Source organism: Arcobacter arenosus (assembly GCF_005771535.1).
Taxonomy (GTDB): Bacteria; Campylobacterota; Campylobacteria; order Campylobacterales; family Arcobacteraceae; genus Halarcobacter; species Halarcobacter arenosus.
Map to the genome: position 1 here is coordinate 1 of NZ_VANU01000006.1, position 17,902 is coordinate 17,902.

Below are 17,902 nucleotides of genomic sequence, written 5' to 3' on the forward strand. Positions count from 1 at the left end.
GTTTATTCTTTATGATTTTTTCTTGTGTATGTAGATTCATTTTAATTTCTCCTAAATCTATTATCTAGGAGAAATTGTACTTTATTTTTTAGTAAATTGTCAGATTAAGTCTTAACTAGTACAAATTACCTATTAAAGCCATTCAAAGGATAAAAAAATCTCATCTGTGTTTGGTAAAACAAAACCTTCAACTAATGCATCTTTTCTTTCTTTTTTTGAGTTATATAAAGTTACTTTTCTTTTTTTTATTGATCTTTTTTCAATGATTTCATCAAAAATATCATTTCCACTTTGAAACTCTTTTAAACTTAGAATATCAAAACACTTTTGACCAATAATTTCCTTTTTATTTAAATTTAAAGTTTCACATAAAGAGTCATTTATTTTTAATATTTTTGAGCTATAGTTTATTATTATTCTTCCATAATCAATAAAATCGAAAATTGCTTGAAGATTATCATGATTTTTATCAAGTTTCTTTTTTAATTTTACTTGCTCTTTTTCTAAATTTAATTGATAAATTATTTTGATTAACAACTCTTCAAATTGTTCTAAATCAATGGGTTTTAAAATATAACCATCAACTTGTAATTTTATTGAATCGTGTAAATAGTTTGTATCATTAAAAGCTGTAGTAAAGATTACAGGAGTTTTTGAATTTAATTCTTTAATCTTTTTTATCATTTCAATACCATCCATATTTGGCATTTTTATATCACTTACAATTAGTTCAGGATTAAACTGTTTATATAGTTTTAATCCTTCTTCCCCATCTTTTGCAAGGTATAAAGTTGTGCAAAACATCTCCAAAAATTCTGAACACTCATTTTGTACATTTAATTCATCTTCAACATATAATATAGAATCAATTTTTTTCAATACTTTTCCCCCTCTTTATTAAATCTTATAATAAATTTTGCCCCTTTTTGAGTATTTTCAACCTCTATAGAGCCTTTCATATTATCTTCAATAATCATTTTTGACATATATAAACCCATTCCTGTACCTTTACCTTGGTCTTTACTTGTAAAATATGGTTCAAAAATTCTAGTAATTAAATCTTTTGGAATGCCTCCTGCATTATCCTCAAATTCAAGCTCATATTCTTTTATATTTATAATGATTTCTGGATTTTCTATCTTTTTTTCTTCTAACTCATATTTTGAATTTGAAATAAAATTCATAATCACATGCTCAAATTCAGATTTATATCCATTTATCTCAAAATCTTGATATTCATTCAAACTTATTTTTATATTTTGTTTTTTTAGTTGAGCTTCTGTAAGATTTAATACGTTTTTAATAGACTCATTAATTGAAAACCTAATAGGCTTTTTATCAATAGTAAAAAAGTTTCTAAAGTCATCAATTGTATTACTCATGAAATTGATAGTTATTTTATTTTTATTTATAAAATCTTGGATAAATTCTTCATCAATTTCATTTTTTTTGTATGCATATTTTAATTTTTGAATTCTAATAGAAATTTCATTTAAAGGTTGTCTCCATTGGTGAGCAATTGCACCAATCATCTCACCCATAGCTGCTAATTTACTTTGTTGTTGGATAAGTTGAAACTGTTTAAAGTTTTCATCTGTTTTTCTTTTTACTTCATCTTTTAAAAATTGTTCATTTTTAATATCAGTGGTAATATCTTTATGGGTACCAACAATTCTTAATGGGTTTCCTTCTTTATCTTTTCTAAGAATATATCCTTGGGCAAAAATCCATTTATAGCTACCATCTTTTGTCTCCATTCTAAATTTTACTTTATATTTGTAATCTTTTTGTTTTACGAATTTATCTACTTCTTTTAAAACTCTTTTAATATCATCTTTATGAACTCTTTTTTCCCATTCAAAAAAGTTGTTTGATATCTCATCTTCTTCATAACCTAACATTGTTTTCCAATTATTTGAAAAATGTATTTCGTTTGTCGACGTATTCCACTCCCAATGTCCATCTCCAGAATTTTCAATAGCACTTCTCCAATTTTCTTCACTTATCTCTAGATTTTCTGAAAGCTCTTCATTTATCTCATCTGCTTTTTTTAATTTATTTAATATTTCAGTTAATCTAACTTTTGTAAAAGTAAAGATAATTAAAAATATTAAAAGGATTGAGATAATAATTAAAACACCCCTTTGAATATGCTCTTTTTCTAAATTTTTAAGATATTCATCTTTTATTGAACCAACTAATATTAGAGAGTCTTTGATTTGATTACAAATATAGATTGAAGAAAAATTTGGATTTGAAAATTCAAAATTTGTAATTATCTCATTTTTGTCTTTTGTGATAAACTTATCTAGTTTTACACCATTATTACTATATTCACTCCAATCATATTCATCATTATAATGGATTAAAATTTCACTTTTTTTATTTGTAAGGATGTAGTTAAATTTTTCTGAAAAGGTTATCTGTTTAAGTAGACTTGATATATTAAAGTTTATAATCAAAATACCTTTAAAGTCATTATTTTTTTCTAAAGGAAGAATTGCCCTAATAGTAGGAACATAAGGAAATTCAATTTCACCATTTTCAACATTTAAATCAAGCTTAGAAAACCAAACTTTATTCATTGGTTTATACAAAGATTCCTCAAAATAGTATCTATTCGCTTTATTTTGAAGTTGTTCGGATCTTACAACAGTTGTAGTATTGATTTTTCTATCTTGGTCTATTCTTATATTCTCATAACCATTTTCATCTATGTATCTTACTTGGTCAATATATTTATGGGATTTTGCAAGGGCTAAAAAAATATTCTCATTTTCTTTTAAATAGGTATTATCACCTTGTAAGAATTTTTGGAAAGCCTGACTATCTTGGATAGAAAAAAGAAAGTTACTACTATTTGTAATAAAGTGTTCAATAAAAATTTTTCTTTTTATTTTCAGTTCACTTTTTAATGAATTATTTATCAGGTTTTTTTTGCTTTGTTTGAAATAAAAATAAGATATACCAATTTGAATAAAAACAAAGATAATAAATAATGAAAAAAATATTTTTACTAGACTTTTAACTGAAGTATTCAATTTTCCCCTTGATATTTATGTTAATTATATTTTATCAAGAAATAGTATTAGTAGAGTATCATTTTTTTGATTTTAGAGAGATATGTCACCTTTAGGCCATTTTGGATTTGTATAATTACTTGTCCCAAACATAAAAGAAGAGAAGATTTTCCCTAGAGAATCTCACATCACCCCCCCACTTATTATTTTGAAATTATCTTTTCTTCTCTTCTTTTACTTTATTGAAATTTTATCATCTATTGGCAAGATAATTTTGAACTCTGCCCCTTTTGAGTGCTTATTGTCCGAAAAAATTTTATTGTATACAGAGATTGAACCCCTCATTCCAGTAGTTATTAGATTGTATGTCATACTTAATCCTAGTCCTGTACCTTGAGATTTATATTTTGTAGTAAAATAGGGTTCAAAAATCTTTGGAAGTATCTCTTCAGGTATTCCTCCTGCATTGTCATTAAAAATTATTATTAAATTGTTGTTTTCTATTTTTGCATTTATATTTATTATTCTATCATCATCTTTATTTTTCAAAGCATCTTTTGAGTTATTAAAAATATTTATAAAACACTGTATTAATTCATTGGGATATCCATTTAATGATATATCTTTAGGAACATTAATATTTACTTTTATGAAGTTTTGTTTAATTGTTCCTTTCATAAGCTCCATAAAGGTTTCAAAAGTTTCAAAAAGATTGAATTCTTTAATTACTCTTTCACCTTTTATAAAGTTTCTAAAATCATCTATAGTTTTTGAAAGATATTGGGCATTATTATTTATTGTATCGCACATTGAATCTAACTGCTCTTTAGTTAATATATCAATATTATTTTGAAGTTTTATTCCCGTTGCAGCCGTTGAAATTACTGAAAGTGGTTGTCTCCATTGGTGGGCAATATTTCCAATCATTTCACCCATTGCAGCCATTTTTGATTGTTCTTCTAATATTTTTAATGATGATACATCTTTTGTAATTACAAGAACTGTTTTTTTATCTGGTTGTAGTGAAGCAGAGATATTTACGTTTATAAGTGTTCCATCTTTTGTACAACACTGTTTTTCAAAGTTAGTTATGAAACCTTTATTAACAACTTCTTCCATAGCTTTAATTGATTTTTTTATATCTTTAGGTGCAGTTATCTCAATACAAGATTTAGTAAGTAGTTCTTTTCTTGAAAAGCCTAACATATTAAGGTATGAATTATTAAAATCAAGAAAATTATAATTTAAATCTAATATAGCAATTCCATCTTTACTATATTTAAATATATCTTCAAACTTATTTTTTTCTTCTTCTAATACTTTTTGAACTTTTTCTTGTCTCGCCTTTTCTCTCATAAGCTTTAATGTATTGTTTGATAGTACCTTATAAATAGACATTATAAGTGTAGTTAGTTTTTTTGTTTCGCCACTCATTTTTTGTATAGCAATTTTATGTGCTTTTTCAATTGAATCGCCATCAATCAGACTTAAAACTTTATAAGCCATAAATCTATCTGTTTCAAGGATATGAGAGACTAACCATTGTACAAGAAAATCAAGGGTGATTTCAGCAATCTCTTCAATTGGTTTTTTCTTTTGTAGTTTTATTAAGTTGTGAAGTTCATTAATGAAATTATTGTGAGCTTTTTTGTGTTTTTCACTATCTTCTTGATTTTTGAAGTATTTGTCCCAAATAATCTCTTCAGATGTAAAATGATATTTTGTATAATCAATTAATTCATCAAATATAGTATTAATATCTAATTTAAAGGTATTGTATGCAAATTCTGTAGCAAGGTTATTTATTATTTCAACTAGTTTTTTATGTTCTTTATCTATTTGATTAATACCTGTACAAAAATTCTCATTCCAAGGTATAATATCAATCTTCTCCATTTTTTCCCTTGTATAACATTATTGATAGCTTTAGCTAGGTTTTTAACAATAAATATATCCTATCATTCTTAAACTTTTGGTTATTTGGAAGTAATTTAAGTTAACTATAGGTGGATATAAATTATTTTATGTCTTGAATTATTTCTTTAAAAAAGTCTTCATAACAACAGTTATGTGTTGCATTAACACTTTTTAATTTTATGTTCTCTTTATTACTAAATTTTTTTATATATGATTGAGTAACTTTATATGGAATTATACTATCCTTTGTTCCAATTAAATGATATTGTTTTATTGATTTAAGATTATTAGTATAATTAACTGGATTTAATGAGCCTGTTAATGGCTGAAATTTTTTTATTTTGGTCCAAAGCTCTGTATCTAAATTCCCTGCAATACTAATAAAATATGTTACATCATTTCTTTGATTTGCTATTAATGATGCAATTGCTGCACCGCCACTATAACCAATAAAAATAAAGTTATCATTTTGAAAATTATTTTTGATTTTGTCTATTATTTTATTAGTTGCAAATATAATTTGTTTACTGAATCTATGACTTGTCCAATCTTTTTTACTGCAATGATTATCATTTGTATATTGACAAGCTCTTGCAATATAAACTTTACATTGATATTTGTCTTTTAAAAGTAAATTGAAAGTTGTTGGAGTAAGTGGTGTTGGATCATCTGAAATTAGATGTCTGGTTATCCAAGCTAAACCATCGCCTTCGAAATAAACATGTACATTTTTGCAAGTATTGTTTTGCTGTTGAATTGTATAAAAGCTATATGTATCTGTATGAATTGTTTTAGTAATATAATTAGAATTAGGAATTAAAGCTTGTAATTTTTGAATTCTTTGTTGTTTTGATGGTATATTTCTACTGCAAGAAGTAAAAATAAGAATGATTATAAAAGTTAGTAAAACTATTTTCTTATTTAGCAAGTTTATATATCTCTTTTTGATTATTTAAAGGGGAAAAGGTATTTCCTCCTTTTTCCCTTTATAATAGATATTATTGAAATATCTATTAGAAATTAATTACATATTTTACAGAGATTGTGTTATTTGAATAGTCACTTCCCTCACCAGAATATTCATATGTGAAGTTTATATTACTGTTATTATTTAATTGTTTTTCATATCCTAATCCAATGGCATATGAAATTCTTCCATTATCTATTGATTCAGAATCTGCCAACTGCAATCCACCTTGAGTTGTTGATGTTACCGTATCATCATTATTTTCTAAATCATATCCTAAATCTAATGTTGTAATAAAAATAGAACTATCATCTATTTTATAGTTTGATACAGCACCTATATTTAATAGTGTTTCACTAGTTGAGAATTTATTAACATCTAAACTAGCAACTCCTGCTCCACTTTCAGAATATGAAGGTGCTTTAAAGTAAGTATAGCTTAAACCTACAGTTGGTTGTACTAACCATTTACCATTTACTTGATAATCTCTCATCACCTTTAAATCAATACTTGCTACATTACTTGTATAGTCAGCTACTGCATCTCCTGTTAAAGTTTCTCTAAATGTATCAGTCATTTGCCAAGAGTATCCTACTTGATAAAGAAATTTTGTTTTATTATCAATAATTGGAGTACTTCCATATCCTAAGATTGTAAAGGCATCTACATCAGAGTTTTGGTTAACTCCATTTACATCAACATCTGCATTTGTATAGAATAATCCAAAACCTAATTGTTGGTCATCTTTATTTATAGCATCAGCTCCTATACCAAATCCATATGATTTGATATCATATCCTGCTAAACCATCTTTGTCATTTTGTTCACCCCAAGTGCCAAATGGTTTAAACCAGAAGTTTTTTTCAGTAAACATCTCTTCACCAGAGTTTCCTCCTGCTAATCCAAATGTTCCTTGTCTTTGTCTTACTATTTTAGCTATTGATTGGGCTGTTTGTTTTGCAGCACTAACTCCAGCTCCAGCTAGTTTTACTTCTAGTTCATCTACTGCATTTGCAACACATTCGTCTGTTGTACAAGTATCTAAAATTGTTTTGAAATCATCCATCCCTGTTCCAACAAAATCATCAAGTTTTTGAGCATTTCTTTGAGATGGAGTATTTCCATTTCCAGCTACTGTTTGGTCAAAATAACTAGAAAGTAATTGTGTAAGACCAACATTGATATTATCTAATGCTAAATTGAAGACGCCTTGATTATCTTCTTGCCAAAAACGTAAAATCACATCTTGTCCAACATAAGATGCTAAATCAGCAGTTAAGTCAATCTCTTTTGTTGTCCAATCAATAATTGCTGGATCACCACTTTCTGTTTTAAATCCAGTTACAATTATATCTCCTGCATTGTATACAGTTGGATCAGAACCTGGCTTTAAAACATCAAAACGAGCCTGCTGTGTTTGTGCACCATTATAATTAAAAGAATCAGGAGTAAAATAAGAACCAGCATTATTCCTAATAGCATAATCAAAGAATAGTTTATTGGTCCCTGATGTAACATTAAAAGCTTGTGATAAAATACTTAATCCTGGGCTACTTTGTGAAGTATATACATATTGATCTGCAGTTAATGAAGGATTAATTGTCCCAGCACTTGCATTTGTTGTTCCTGTTGCAAGAGTAACTGGATTTGCACTACCAAATACATTTGTAGTCCATCCATTTAATCCATCTTCAAAATTACCATTTACAATATCAGCATTAACATTAATTGTACCAATAGAAGCACTTAATAATAAAGTACTTACAAATATTGAAACTTTACCATTTTTAAATATTTGGAAAAGAGTTTTATTATCTATTCTTTGTTTAGACATTATTTTCCTTTTGAAAATTATTATAATTTAATTTTTGATATATTATCCAAATTATTATTATAATCTACTAAGGAATTATTTTATAAATAGCTAATGTTATTTAAAGGACTGTGCGAGGTTTCCTATAATCAATGCCCAACCATCAATTACAATAAAAAAGATGATTTTTATGGGTAAAGATATCATTACAGGAGGTAGCATCATCATCCCTAAGGACATAAGTATGGAAGCAACAATAATATCAATTACTAAAAAGGGTAAGAAGATTAAAAAGCCTATTTCAAAGGCTGTTTTTAATTCACTTACAATAAATGCAGGCATTAATAAGGTTAAAGGTACATCATCAATATTTTTAGTGATGTTGCTTAAATGTTGCTAACTTCTTAGTAGATTGATTTATCTAATGGTATTCTATCCTTCTCTGATTCAATGAATTTAGAGTAAACGTTAAACAGATATTCTGTCGTTGTATGTCCCATTAGATGTGCAATCTCTGTTACTTTGAAGTAGCCTGAATTTAGCATATTTGTTGCAAATGTATGTCTCAATTCATAGATTCTTCTTCTTTTTAGTCCTAATCTATCTAATAATGGATACCAATGAAACTCACATATACTACCTGTGTGACACCAAGGTTCATCAAGCTTTGAATTAAAGACATACTCTAGATGACCTGTAAGTTCTCTTTGCTTTTGGATAAAACCTCTTACAGTATCAAAAATTGGAATATCTCTAACTGAACTTACTGTTTTTGGTTCGGTGTCTATTCCTCTATCTCGTGTAGCTCTGATATAGATATACTTATCATCTATGTTAGACCATTTTAAGGCTAACATTTCACCACTTCTTAATCCTGTATGACTAGCAAGACCAATGTAATTATGAAGCCATCCTGTTGTATTTTCTAGAAGTAGTCTAACTTCATCAGCAGAAAAGGGAACTATTATTGGTTTTTTCTTTTTTCTTTTCTTTATGCTCTTGAATGGATTATTTGTAATTACACCATCAAAAACTGCTTCCTGTAAGATACCACTAAAAATAGTAATGTATAACTCAACAGATTTGGCTGTCTTATTGAGGTTATACTGTGTATGGATATAGTTTTTTGCTATAGTATAGTTGATATCTGTAACTTTCTTTTTACCATATTGGTTAAGAATCCACTTGTCTATAGTATTCTTGTATCTTTTATATGTAACTTCTTTAGCCAGATGTTTTTTACCTTCAAGAAACTTTTTGATATAAAACTCTAGCTTAATGTCTGAAGTAGGGTATTTTAAGCTATTAACAAAATTTGGCATAATCTCTAATTGAACCTTTAGTCTGTTTTCTTTTGTATCAGTTAACCCTGTTGATTTTCTGTGTTGTTTTCCATCTACTCTCACATTCATGTGGAGTATATTTCTATATGTATAAATTGAAGCCAAGTTAAACTCCCTTTCAATAAAAAGAGTTTGGAAATGTAAAAGAACTCATGTATAAAAATCACATTATAACTTTACTTTATGTAGAGTTAAAACTAGTTTAGTAATCTAATCTCTAGATATGGACTAAAGTAATATGTGCCTTTTTATGCATATTACTTTAGTTTTTATATTAAATTATCTTCAAGAACAGAAAAAACAATTTTTTCATTATCTAAAGAATGGATTTTAATTAATAAATTTCTAAATCTAATTTGATTTTTATTCTTACTGTATGTTAAATTTTGAAAAAATGATGGTCTAGCTAAATCATCTTTTGTGTATTCTCTGTAAGTTAACATGAAAGAATCTTTATTTAAACCTGTATAAATCAACTCATAATTAATTTGACCTTTAGACATTTCATTACTTGTGCTAGTAACAGTTTTAAACCTAACAGATTTAGGTTTGTGTTCATAAGTATAAAGTACTGTAACAGCACTTCCTGCATTCATACCATACTTAATAACATTGGCAATTTTATTGTGTATAGAACCATTTTCTTTAATTAATAGATGTTTTGAGTCAAGTTTTCTATTAGTTATTGCTGTATATGTAATATTATCAATTTTCCAAGACCCCGAAATAGTAAATAAGTCATCTTTAAAAAATCTTATTTGATTGTTTGAACTGTTAGTATTGAAAGTAAAATCTTCAGTTGGTTTCATTAGGTTAGAACTTTTGGTAATTTTATTATAGTTGTTGACTCTTATCATTGTTGCACCAACATAAGAGCTTTGTTTCTTGTTTAACTCATAATTTTTGTAAACAATTGATTCTTCTTCTATTACATGGTAAGTATTAACATAACCAAATCTTTTGGCACAACCAGAAAAAACTATTAATATAAATATTGGAACTAATATATATTTTTTAATCACTTTAAATCCTTTTTTTATAATGCTACAGATTATATTTGTTTCTTACTTAATTTACAATAATTAAAGACCTCTCTTCTTTAAGTAAGTAGAGAGGCTTTGAACGCTACAGTTACTCTTACCCATTACAGGTTCTAAATGATTCTTAACAATTTTGTTTAAAGATAAACCTAACTCTTTTAATTCAATGATTCTATTCTTGTGTTCATCATACTTTGAAGCTTGTATGGTTCCTTTTGGTTTACCTAACTCAATACCTAATGCTTTACGTGCTTTTAATGCCTCTTTAGTTCGTTGAGAGATTAAATCACGCTCAAGCTCAGCAAAAAGACTCATAAGTGTAATCATAGCCTTTGATATGAAGTCGTTTTTATTGTTTGGATTTACTACTAGTTTCTGTTTTACTATGTGTAACTCGACTTTGTGGCTCATTAGTTTGTCAATCGTTTGTAATACCTCTTGTGTACTCCTACCAAGCCTTGACATCTCACTAACGATAACAGTATCTCCACTTTTGATTTTGTCAAATAGTTCATCAAGTTTTCTATCTCTTTCTGACTTGCGAGTACTCATTTTAACCTCAAGCCATTCAACTTTACCATTAAGAGAGTTATTATTACAGTAGTTAAGAATCTCATTTCTTTGGTTTTCAACTGTTTGCTTATCAGTTGAAACTCTTAGATATCCTAGTGTCATGTTAGTCCTTTCAAGTCTTAACCTTTTTATACTTACAATTCTATCATTTTATAAACTTTTAGTCAAGTATAAAAATTTATAAAATACTAGATATTTAATGATGATTAAGACTTAAAAGTTGTGACGTGCTTTAATTTTTTGTTTAGTAGGACACAAAAAGATATAAAATGTATTGTTTAATAGAGGGGTGGGTTTAAGTAAGTATGAAGCTTTTTTATTGATTTGGGCTTAGTAATACTTAAAGAGTGTAAAAGAAGAATTGTACGGACATTTGATAACAAATTCATAATTTTACTTAGTAAGTGCTTAGTTGACTTGACAAGTGTACAATTTATTATTATAATTGTACTCAATATATGCATAGCCCTCTATCTATGTATCTTTTAAAGTTCTTACGAACTTAACATCAGCATTAATGTTTACTCGCTCGAGTGCAAGATATTAAATGTTGATTATATTTTCAGATTTCAGAACACAGTCGTCCATACCCTTTTAATGCCTAAAATAATGTGATTACTTCATAAAAATAATTCTGCATTTTAAACTACCATGTATAGACAATAAATAATACTCCATTTTTTTAACAGCACTAATAAATAGTATTACACATTAAATTTACGGAGTAACTCATTAGAAAGGATTTATATGAGTAAAAACAATTTAAAAACTGTATTTTCTAATACGAAATACAAAAACAGATTAACATCAACATTAGATAGTAAGTATACATACAAGTTTACAGTATTACCTACTGTTGAAGGTTTAACAAAAAAACAGTGTATTAACTTATTAGTTAAAACTTCTATGCATAGCAAAACCGTTGCACTTAATTCTATAGTAGATATTAAAGCAGTGTGTAAGTCTACTATTATTTGTCCAGCAGTATTTAAAAAAGAAGCTCCAAAATGGGTTGATGATAATGTCAAGTCTATAGACTTTATTTCTTTAGACATAGATAGTGGAATGACCATGGAGGAGGCTCAATCAATTCTTGATAAAAATGAACTTAGTTATATATTATACACATCTAAATCTCATACATCAAAGAAACACAAATTTCATATTATTGTAGCTTTATTAAAACCTATCAAGGATAAAGATATTAAACAAAAATATAAAGCTACTTGGCAATATCTTCATGAGTTACTTGAGTGTAAAACAGACCCTGCATGTAAAAACCCTTCAAGGGCATTATTACCATCAGCTATAGATGGAATTGTAATTGATAAACTATATAGAAATGATTTATATCTAGGAACAGAATTACTAAATAAATATAAATATGTAGTAAAAACATATGATGAAGCAACGGGTACAGGTAAAGTTCATCCTGATTTTATAAAGCAGATAGAGAATATCAATCCAAATTTAATAAAAGATGATGAAACTGATTTTATTTTAAGATATAAACGAGATATTAATGACCCCGTTGGTAATTTATTCTGCTATTACCCACAAAATGTTAAATGTATATTTGATTTAACAAAAAGTGCAACGACAGATTTACTTTTTTCAAATTATGATTATGAATATTCATTTAAACCTGAAGCAATTAGAACTGATATACAACAAAAGATTAAAAATGCAATTGAGAAACATCATGATGATTTTGATATTATAGGATTTGATTTTGTAAAAACAGTTATTGTTGCAAATGAAGGTGTAGGTAAAACTAGAGCTATACTTGAAAATTGTAAAAAATTTCATGTTATCTATGCATGCGACACAACAAAAAGAATTATTGAGATGAAAGAAAGTTTTCAAGAAGAAGGAATTGATACTTTAGTATGTTATTCAAACAAAGAAATTATGGAACAGCTAAATATCAGTCCTAGTATCATTGAATCCTATAGTAAAAAAATGCAAGAAGGTAATGATACAAAAGAATTTATAAATGAAGTTATCAATGATTCTCAACAAGCTCAAAATTTGTTGGATGCAATACAAGAGAACAACAAAAAAATTCTCAGGAGAGATGTTACAGTATTGCTTACAACTGAGAAATTAAAAGTTCTTCTAAAAAGATACATAAAAGAAGAGTCATTATCCCTTATAGTTTTAGATGAATTTGAAGTTAAAGATTTTTATCCAGTGGTGGAACTAAAAGAAAAATCAAAGAAAGTTACACTTTCTGAAATAAATTTTTATAATGATTTAATTAGATTAGAAAAGAATAATAGTTTGATTGATTTGTTATGTAACCGTTCAGCAATTATTCTTACAACTGAAAAGGAAAAAGTAAAAAGAGTATTTTATAACAAGTCTGACTATCCAATTAGAGATTTTACGAAAAAACTAAAAACAGATAACATTAAATATCTTTTAACTTCATCAACTAGTAATGTAAAAATAGAAAAAGAAACAAATCGAGACAATGTAATTAAAAAAGTACTAGGATTATACCCTGAGATTGATGAGGTGATTTGTGATGCTTCAGATAAAAAAGATTCTACGCATTTAAGTGTTAGAGGAAGTGATAACTATAAACAGCTTAACACATTAGTAGTAGGGCATTATCCTAGTCCAGTAGAACATTATTTATTTTTTAAAGCCTCAGAAGAATATTACAAAGATAAATTTGGAGATGATAAAGAAGCAATCGCAATGGATATAAACTGTATTATAATGAGTACAAAAGTTAGTCAATCTATTGGACGAAATAGTGGTTTCAGAGACTGTGGAAAGTTTTGTTATGTAATTCTACCGATGTTAAGAAGTAGTAATTGTTATACATTTAAAAGTTCTAGTGGAGTTAAGTTAGACTTTGACTTAAATTATGTTAGTTCTAATGTTGAAAGATTAGATATAGAAGGTTAAGAGAGCGTAATGCTCTCTACTTTTAATATTTTATTTATCAATCACTTCAATACCATCTTTATTTATTAAATATTTAAGAATGTCTTTTCCAAGAAAACTAGTATCGTAAATTTTAACTTCATTTTTTACTAAATCTAGTTCCAATTGTACTCTATTTCCATTCAATAAACATATGTAGTCATTGTTTTTTTCTTTAATTAATAGATGTTCCTTCTTTTTAATAATTTTAGTTTCATTTGATAACATAAATGCAATGACTATAGCAACTATAATGCTTAGTGGACCAAAAATTAGAAAAAGAACTATACTTATCCATAATGTATGAATTAAAAACATGAAAATACTAAACTCTTTTTTTGTCTTTTCCTCTTGTAGTAATTCAATTTTTTTATTTGTAGATTGTATAATTTTAAAATCAATTTTTGAAAAATTGGTTTCAATTAAATTAAGTAACTTTTCTATTTTTTCTTCTTTACTCTGTTCAGGTATTTTTTCCATGATTATATCAATTTTATTATCTTCAGATATTCTTACATTAATACCCACTTCAGGTATTGTTGAACTGTACCAATCATCTAAATCAAATTTTCGTTTATCATTGTTTGATAAAATTATAATTCCACTTCCTGTATTACTATTATATGCTGCAATTTTACCTATCATTAAAAATCCTTAAAATAATAAATTAGTATATACTTTGCTAGCTTAAAATTGAAATAATATTTATTTAGAGGATAATATTGTTTTTGTTGTAAGTAAGTTTATAGTTTCTTATTAATTAATAAATGCAAAATCTCATAACTTAAAACAAGTAGTAATGTTGCTAATTTGTTGATTTTTTGTTGCTTAAAGTTGTGATTTTTACACTAGAGGTTAGTTTACATTCCAATACTCTTAAGTTAGACAATACAAGTGTATTGTCACCTAATCTAAAATCTCTACAAACCCCGTCACTTAAAGGACTGTGCGAGGTTTCCTATAATCAATGCCCAACCATCAATTACAATAAAAAAGATGATTTTTATGGGTAAAGATATCATTACAGGAGGTAGCATCATCATCCCTAAGGACATAAGTATGGAAGCAACAATAATATCAATTACTAAAAAGGGTAAGAAGATTAAAAAGCCTATTTCAAAGGCTGTTTTTAATTCACTTACAATAAATGCAGGCATTAATAAGGTTAAAGGTACATCATCAATATTTTTAGGGTTTTCTTCTTTTTTGATTCTATAAAATAGGGCTAAGTCTTTTTCTCTAGTATTTTTTATCATAAACTCTTTAAAGGGTTTTACTCCCTCTTCAAAGGCTTGTTCATAACCAATAACTTCATCCATATAAGGCTTTACACCAACATCCCATGACCTTTTTGCATATGGTTCCATAATAAATATTGTCATAATTAGTGCAAGTGATACAATAATTTGGTTTGGGGGAGTTTGTTGTAAACCCATTGCTTGTCTAAGTAGTGAAAATACGATTAATAGTCTTGTAAAACTTGTAATCATTAGCAATAAAGATGGCGCTAAAACAAGTAGTGCAAGTATTATTGCTATATTGATTGTTCTTACAAATTGTGCTGGTTGTTCAAGTGCTGCAACAGATAAGTTTACAACAGGAAGTTGCTCTTCCGCTGCAAAAAGTGTTATTGAAAATATTAATAAACTTAGAAGTAATCTCAATCAAAATCCCTAAAAAAATCTTAAATTTGGTGTATGTTAGCCAAAATATGATTAATATGTTATTTATTCTTTATATATCCCATTTCAAGCAATTTATCATAAATCTGACTTACAACTTTACCTGCCGCACTTCCACCATGCCCACCATGCTCAACTAAAACTGTTACTACATATTGTGGATTTTTATAAGGTCCATAGGTTGTAAGCCAAGCATGAGATCTGTGGTAATACTCCAATTCACTCTCTTTCATTCTTACTTTTTCTTCTTGTGGTATAGTAACAACTTGAGCAGTACCTGTTTTACCTGCAATTGTTACTTTAGAATTTATATAATTTGTTGCTGTACCTTTTTTATGGTTAATTACTTCATACATACCTTTTCTAATAATTTTCATATGAGCTGGATTAAATTTAATCTCTTTTGGTTCTTCAAAATTATCTTTTGCAAAATGGGGTTTTGGAAGTTTACCAGATGCTAAAAAAGCAGTATATCTTGCAATTTGCATTGGTGTTACAGACATATAACCTTGCCCAATAGAGGCATTAATAGTATCTCCAATATACCAAGGTTGCTTAAACTTATGTTGTTTCCAATCTTTATTTGGATTTGTTGCATAAAATTCGTTTGTAAGTTCAATTCCTGTTTCTTCGCCAATTCCATATTTAGCTAAAGTTTTTGATATTTTATTTATACCAATTTCTAAACTACCTTTATAAAAAAAGTCATCACAACTTTCTCTAATAGCTTTTGTAAAACCAACTCTTCCATGTCCAGTTGTTTTCCAACATCTAAAGTTTCTTCGACCAATTTTTATAAAACCATTATCATAAACTTCAAAATCAGGTTTTAGTCCATTTTCCAAAAATGAAAGTGCGATTCCCATTTTGATAACAGAACCAGGGGGATATTTACCATTTACAAGTTTATTTGTGAAAGGGTGGTTGAAATCATTTCTCATAGCTTCCCAATCTTTTACTGAGATACCATCTACAAATATATTATTATCAAACTCTGGATAAGAACCTGCAGCTAAAACCTCTCCATTATTTGAGTCCATTACTATAACTGCACCACTTTTACCTTCAAAAATTTTTTGAATATATTTTTGTAATTCAATATCAATTGAAGTATGTAGGTCATTATTTGATGTGGGTTCAATTTCATCTAAAACTTCAATCTCTTTATTTAGAGCATTTACTTTAATACTTTTTTCACCAAGTTTTCCTTGAAGTTTATTATTGTAGTATTTTTCTAAACCATTTTTACCAATAATCCCACTATATTTTGAAAATTCATTATTTTCAATATCTCTTTTTGTAGCTTTTCCAACATAACCAATTATATGAGAACCATTTTTACCATATGGATATACTCTTTTTACTTCAGGTTTAATTTTTATATCATCGTTTGAATTAAAGATTGTATATTTATCAAAAAAGTCATCATAAGGAATAAATTCGATTACCTTCACAAAATCATGTTTATAGTTTGAGTCTAGTTTTTTATATTCTTTATATAACTTTTCTTTTTCATATTGAGGTAAGTGTTTATTAATTAATGTAACAAGTTGATCTAGTTTATACATATTTTTATAAGATCTTAAATGGGGTTTTATATTTATTGAAAAACCAATTTTATTCATGGCAAGTGGTACGCCATTTCTATCTTTGATAATACCTCTATTGGGTACTTCAAAAACTTTTTTAATATAGTTTCTTTTTGAAAGCTCTTCATAATATGTATTTGATTTAATACTTAGAAAATAAACTCTAGATAATAAAGTTAACAATACAATAAAGATTAAAATCAGGGCTATATTAACTCTATTTTTCAAATTAGAACTCCAAATAAGATAAAATCAATTATAAGATTAATTACTAAAATTGCTACAAAATAAAAGCTTATTTGATGGTCAATTGACCAAACAATTGTAACACCTAAATAAAATACTGTCATATAAATATAACTATTTAAACTACTAAAAGTGAAAATTCTATTAATATTTGGTACTAAAAAAACATATACAAAAGTTGCAAGTAGAAATAAGGATAATGGCTTAAATCCATTATTTAATTCAATAAAAGTTAATGCAAGAATTACAACAGTAAAAGAATAATAATATCTTTTTTTAAGGCACACAAAAAATGCCATAAATAAAATTCCTAAGGTTAAAATAGGGAAAAATATTATTGATGATATTGTATTAACTATAACAATTGCAATAGCAAGTAATACTATAAAAAAAGGATTATCAAGATTGTTGAGTCTCATTATCAGTTATGTCTTTGTTTTTGTGGATTATATTATAAATGAACTTATATATAAATCAATATTACTTTTGTTCTAGTTCTCTTTTTTTTCGTTCAAGGCTTGTTAAGTCATAAATAAATGAGAAGATTTCTGAAACAGCTTTATACATAGAGTCGGGTATCTCCTTATCTATATCTAATGCAGACAAAAGTTCAACTAAATCTTCATCTTTTTTTATTGGTATTTCATTGTTTTCGGCTACTTTTATAATGTTTTTTGCTAATTCTCCTGTTCCTTTAGCTATTACTTTTGGTGCATTGTCAACATCAATATCATAACCTAGTGCAACAGCTTTTTTAAGCTTGTTTTTTTCCATT

At 27.0% G+C, this 17,902-nt stretch carries 14 protein-coding genes and 1 pseudogene; 1 reads left to right on the forward strand and 14 read right to left on the reverse strand.

Annotated features, from left to right (window positions below):
* Positions 1–132: 132 nt before the first annotated feature.
* The 9 genes and pseudogenes from FDK22_RS12820 to FDK22_RS12860 form a co-directional block, all read right to left on the reverse strand.
* On the reverse strand, positions 133–879 hold the full coding sequence (locus FDK22_RS12820; RefSeq protein ID WP_138153381.1) for a response regulator: 747 nt from the start codon (positions 877–879) through the stop codon (positions 133–135).
* Positions 876–3,041: a sensor histidine kinase gene (locus FDK22_RS12825; protein ID WP_138153382.1), complete on the reverse strand. Its 2,166-nt coding sequence runs from the start codon at positions 3,039–3,041 to the stop codon at positions 876–878. The genes FDK22_RS12820 and FDK22_RS12825 overlap by 4 nt, the downstream gene beginning before the upstream one ends.
* A 213-nt stretch (positions 3,042–3,254) precedes the next feature.
* The gene (locus FDK22_RS12830; RefSeq protein ID WP_138153383.1) at positions 3,255–4,916 is read right to left on the reverse strand and encodes a bacteriohemerythrin; all 1,662 of its coding nucleotides are present in this window, start codon (positions 4,914–4,916) and stop codon (positions 3,255–3,257) included.
* Positions 4,917–5,037: 121 nt separating this feature from the next.
* Positions 5,038–5,865, reverse strand: a complete 828-nt coding sequence (locus FDK22_RS12835) for an alpha/beta hydrolase family protein (RefSeq protein WP_171012993.1) — start codon at positions 5,863–5,865, stop codon at positions 5,038–5,040.
* 85 nt (positions 5,866–5,950) lie between these two features.
* On the reverse strand, positions 5,951–7,738 hold the full coding sequence (locus FDK22_RS12840) for an autotransporter family protein (protein ID WP_138153385.1): 1,788 nt from the start codon (positions 7,736–7,738) through the stop codon (positions 5,951–5,953).
* Between the two features lie 96 nt (positions 7,739–7,834).
* Positions 7,835–8,092, reverse strand: a pseudogene (locus FDK22_RS12845) (flagellar type III secretion system pore protein FliP); the annotation flags it as partial.
* Positions 8,093–8,121: 29 nt separating this feature from the next.
* Positions 8,122–9,165 carry a tyrosine-type recombinase/integrase gene (locus FDK22_RS12850; protein WP_138153386.1) on the reverse strand — a complete coding sequence of 348 codons (1,044 nt, stop codon included), beginning with the start codon at positions 9,163–9,165 and terminating at the stop codon, positions 8,122–8,124.
* Positions 9,166–9,329: 164 nt separating this feature from the next.
* Positions 9,330–10,082, reverse strand: coding sequence for a hypothetical protein (locus FDK22_RS12855; RefSeq protein ID WP_138153387.1), 753 nt, complete (start codon positions 10,080–10,082; stop codon positions 9,330–9,332).
* Between the two features lie 60 nt (positions 10,083–10,142).
* A complete protein-coding gene (locus tag FDK22_RS12860; RefSeq protein ID WP_138153388.1) occupies positions 10,143–10,775 on the reverse strand; it encodes a recombinase family protein in 633 nt (210 codons plus the stop codon).
* Between the two features lie 645 nt (positions 10,776–11,420).
* Between FDK22_RS12860 and FDK22_RS12865 the strand changes: the two genes are divergently transcribed.
* On the forward strand, positions 11,421–13,592 hold the full coding sequence (locus tag FDK22_RS12865; RefSeq protein ID WP_138153389.1) for a hypothetical protein: 2,172 nt from the start codon (positions 11,421–11,423) through the stop codon (positions 13,590–13,592).
* Positions 13,593–13,622: 30 nt separating this feature from the next.
* On the opposite strand, the gene FDK22_RS12870 is transcribed toward FDK22_RS12865, so the two are convergent.
* The 5 genes from FDK22_RS12870 to FDK22_RS12890 form a co-directional block, all read right to left on the reverse strand.
* The gene (locus FDK22_RS12870; RefSeq protein ID WP_138153390.1) at positions 13,623–14,255 is read right to left on the reverse strand and encodes a hypothetical protein; all 633 of its coding nucleotides are present in this window, start codon (positions 14,253–14,255) and stop codon (positions 13,623–13,625) included.
* A 287-nt stretch (positions 14,256–14,542) separates the two neighbouring features.
* Positions 14,543–15,274, reverse strand: coding sequence for a flagellar type III secretion system pore protein FliP (gene fliP / locus FDK22_RS12875; protein ID WP_138153391.1), 732 nt, complete (start codon positions 15,272–15,274; stop codon positions 14,543–14,545).
* A gap of 59 nt (positions 15,275–15,333) precedes the next feature.
* Entirely contained in the window at positions 15,334–17,109 is a 1,776-nt protein-coding gene (gene mrdA, locus FDK22_RS12880) for a penicillin-binding protein 2 (RefSeq protein WP_138153392.1), read from the reverse strand.
* Entirely contained in the window at positions 17,106–17,546 is a 441-nt protein-coding gene (locus tag FDK22_RS12885) for a hypothetical protein (RefSeq protein WP_138153393.1), read from the reverse strand. Before FDK22_RS12885 ends, mrdA begins: the two co-directional genes overlap by 4 nt.
* Before the next feature lie 61 nt (positions 17,547–17,607).
* The gene (locus FDK22_RS12890; RefSeq protein ID WP_138153394.1) at positions 17,608–17,901 is read right to left on the reverse strand and encodes an EscU/YscU/HrcU family type III secretion system export apparatus switch protein; all 294 of its coding nucleotides are present in this window, start codon (positions 17,899–17,901) and stop codon (positions 17,608–17,610) included.
* Between the last annotated feature and the right edge of the window lies 1 nt (position 17,902).

Excerpts from the sequence above, each read along its gene's own strand:
- FDK22_RS12860 (WP_138153388.1), bottom strand. The coding sequence starts at position 10,775 with ATGACACTAGGATATCTAAGAGTTTCAACTGATAAGCAAACAGTTGAA.
- FDK22_RS12865 (WP_138153389.1), top strand. The coding sequence starts at position 11,421 with ATGAGTAAAAACAATTTAAAAACTGTATTTTCTAATACGAAATACAAA.
- FDK22_RS12830 (WP_138153383.1), bottom strand. The coding sequence starts at position 4,916 with ATGGAGAAGATTGATATTATACCTTGGAATGAGAATTTTTGTACAGGT.
- FDK22_RS12890 (WP_138153394.1), bottom strand. The coding sequence starts at position 17,901 with ATGGAAAAAAACAAGCTTAAAAAAGCTGTTGCACTAGGTTATGATATT.
- FDK22_RS12885 (WP_138153393.1), bottom strand. The coding sequence starts at position 17,546 with ATGAGACTCAACAATCTTGATAATCCTTTTTTTATAGTATTACTTGCT.
- FDK22_RS12870 (WP_138153390.1), bottom strand. The coding sequence starts at position 14,255 with ATGATAGGTAAAATTGCAGCATATAATAGTAATACAGGAAGTGGAATT.
- FDK22_RS12840 (WP_138153385.1), bottom strand. The coding sequence starts at position 7,738 with ATGTCTAAACAAAGAATAGATAATAAAACTCTTTTCCAAATATTTAAA.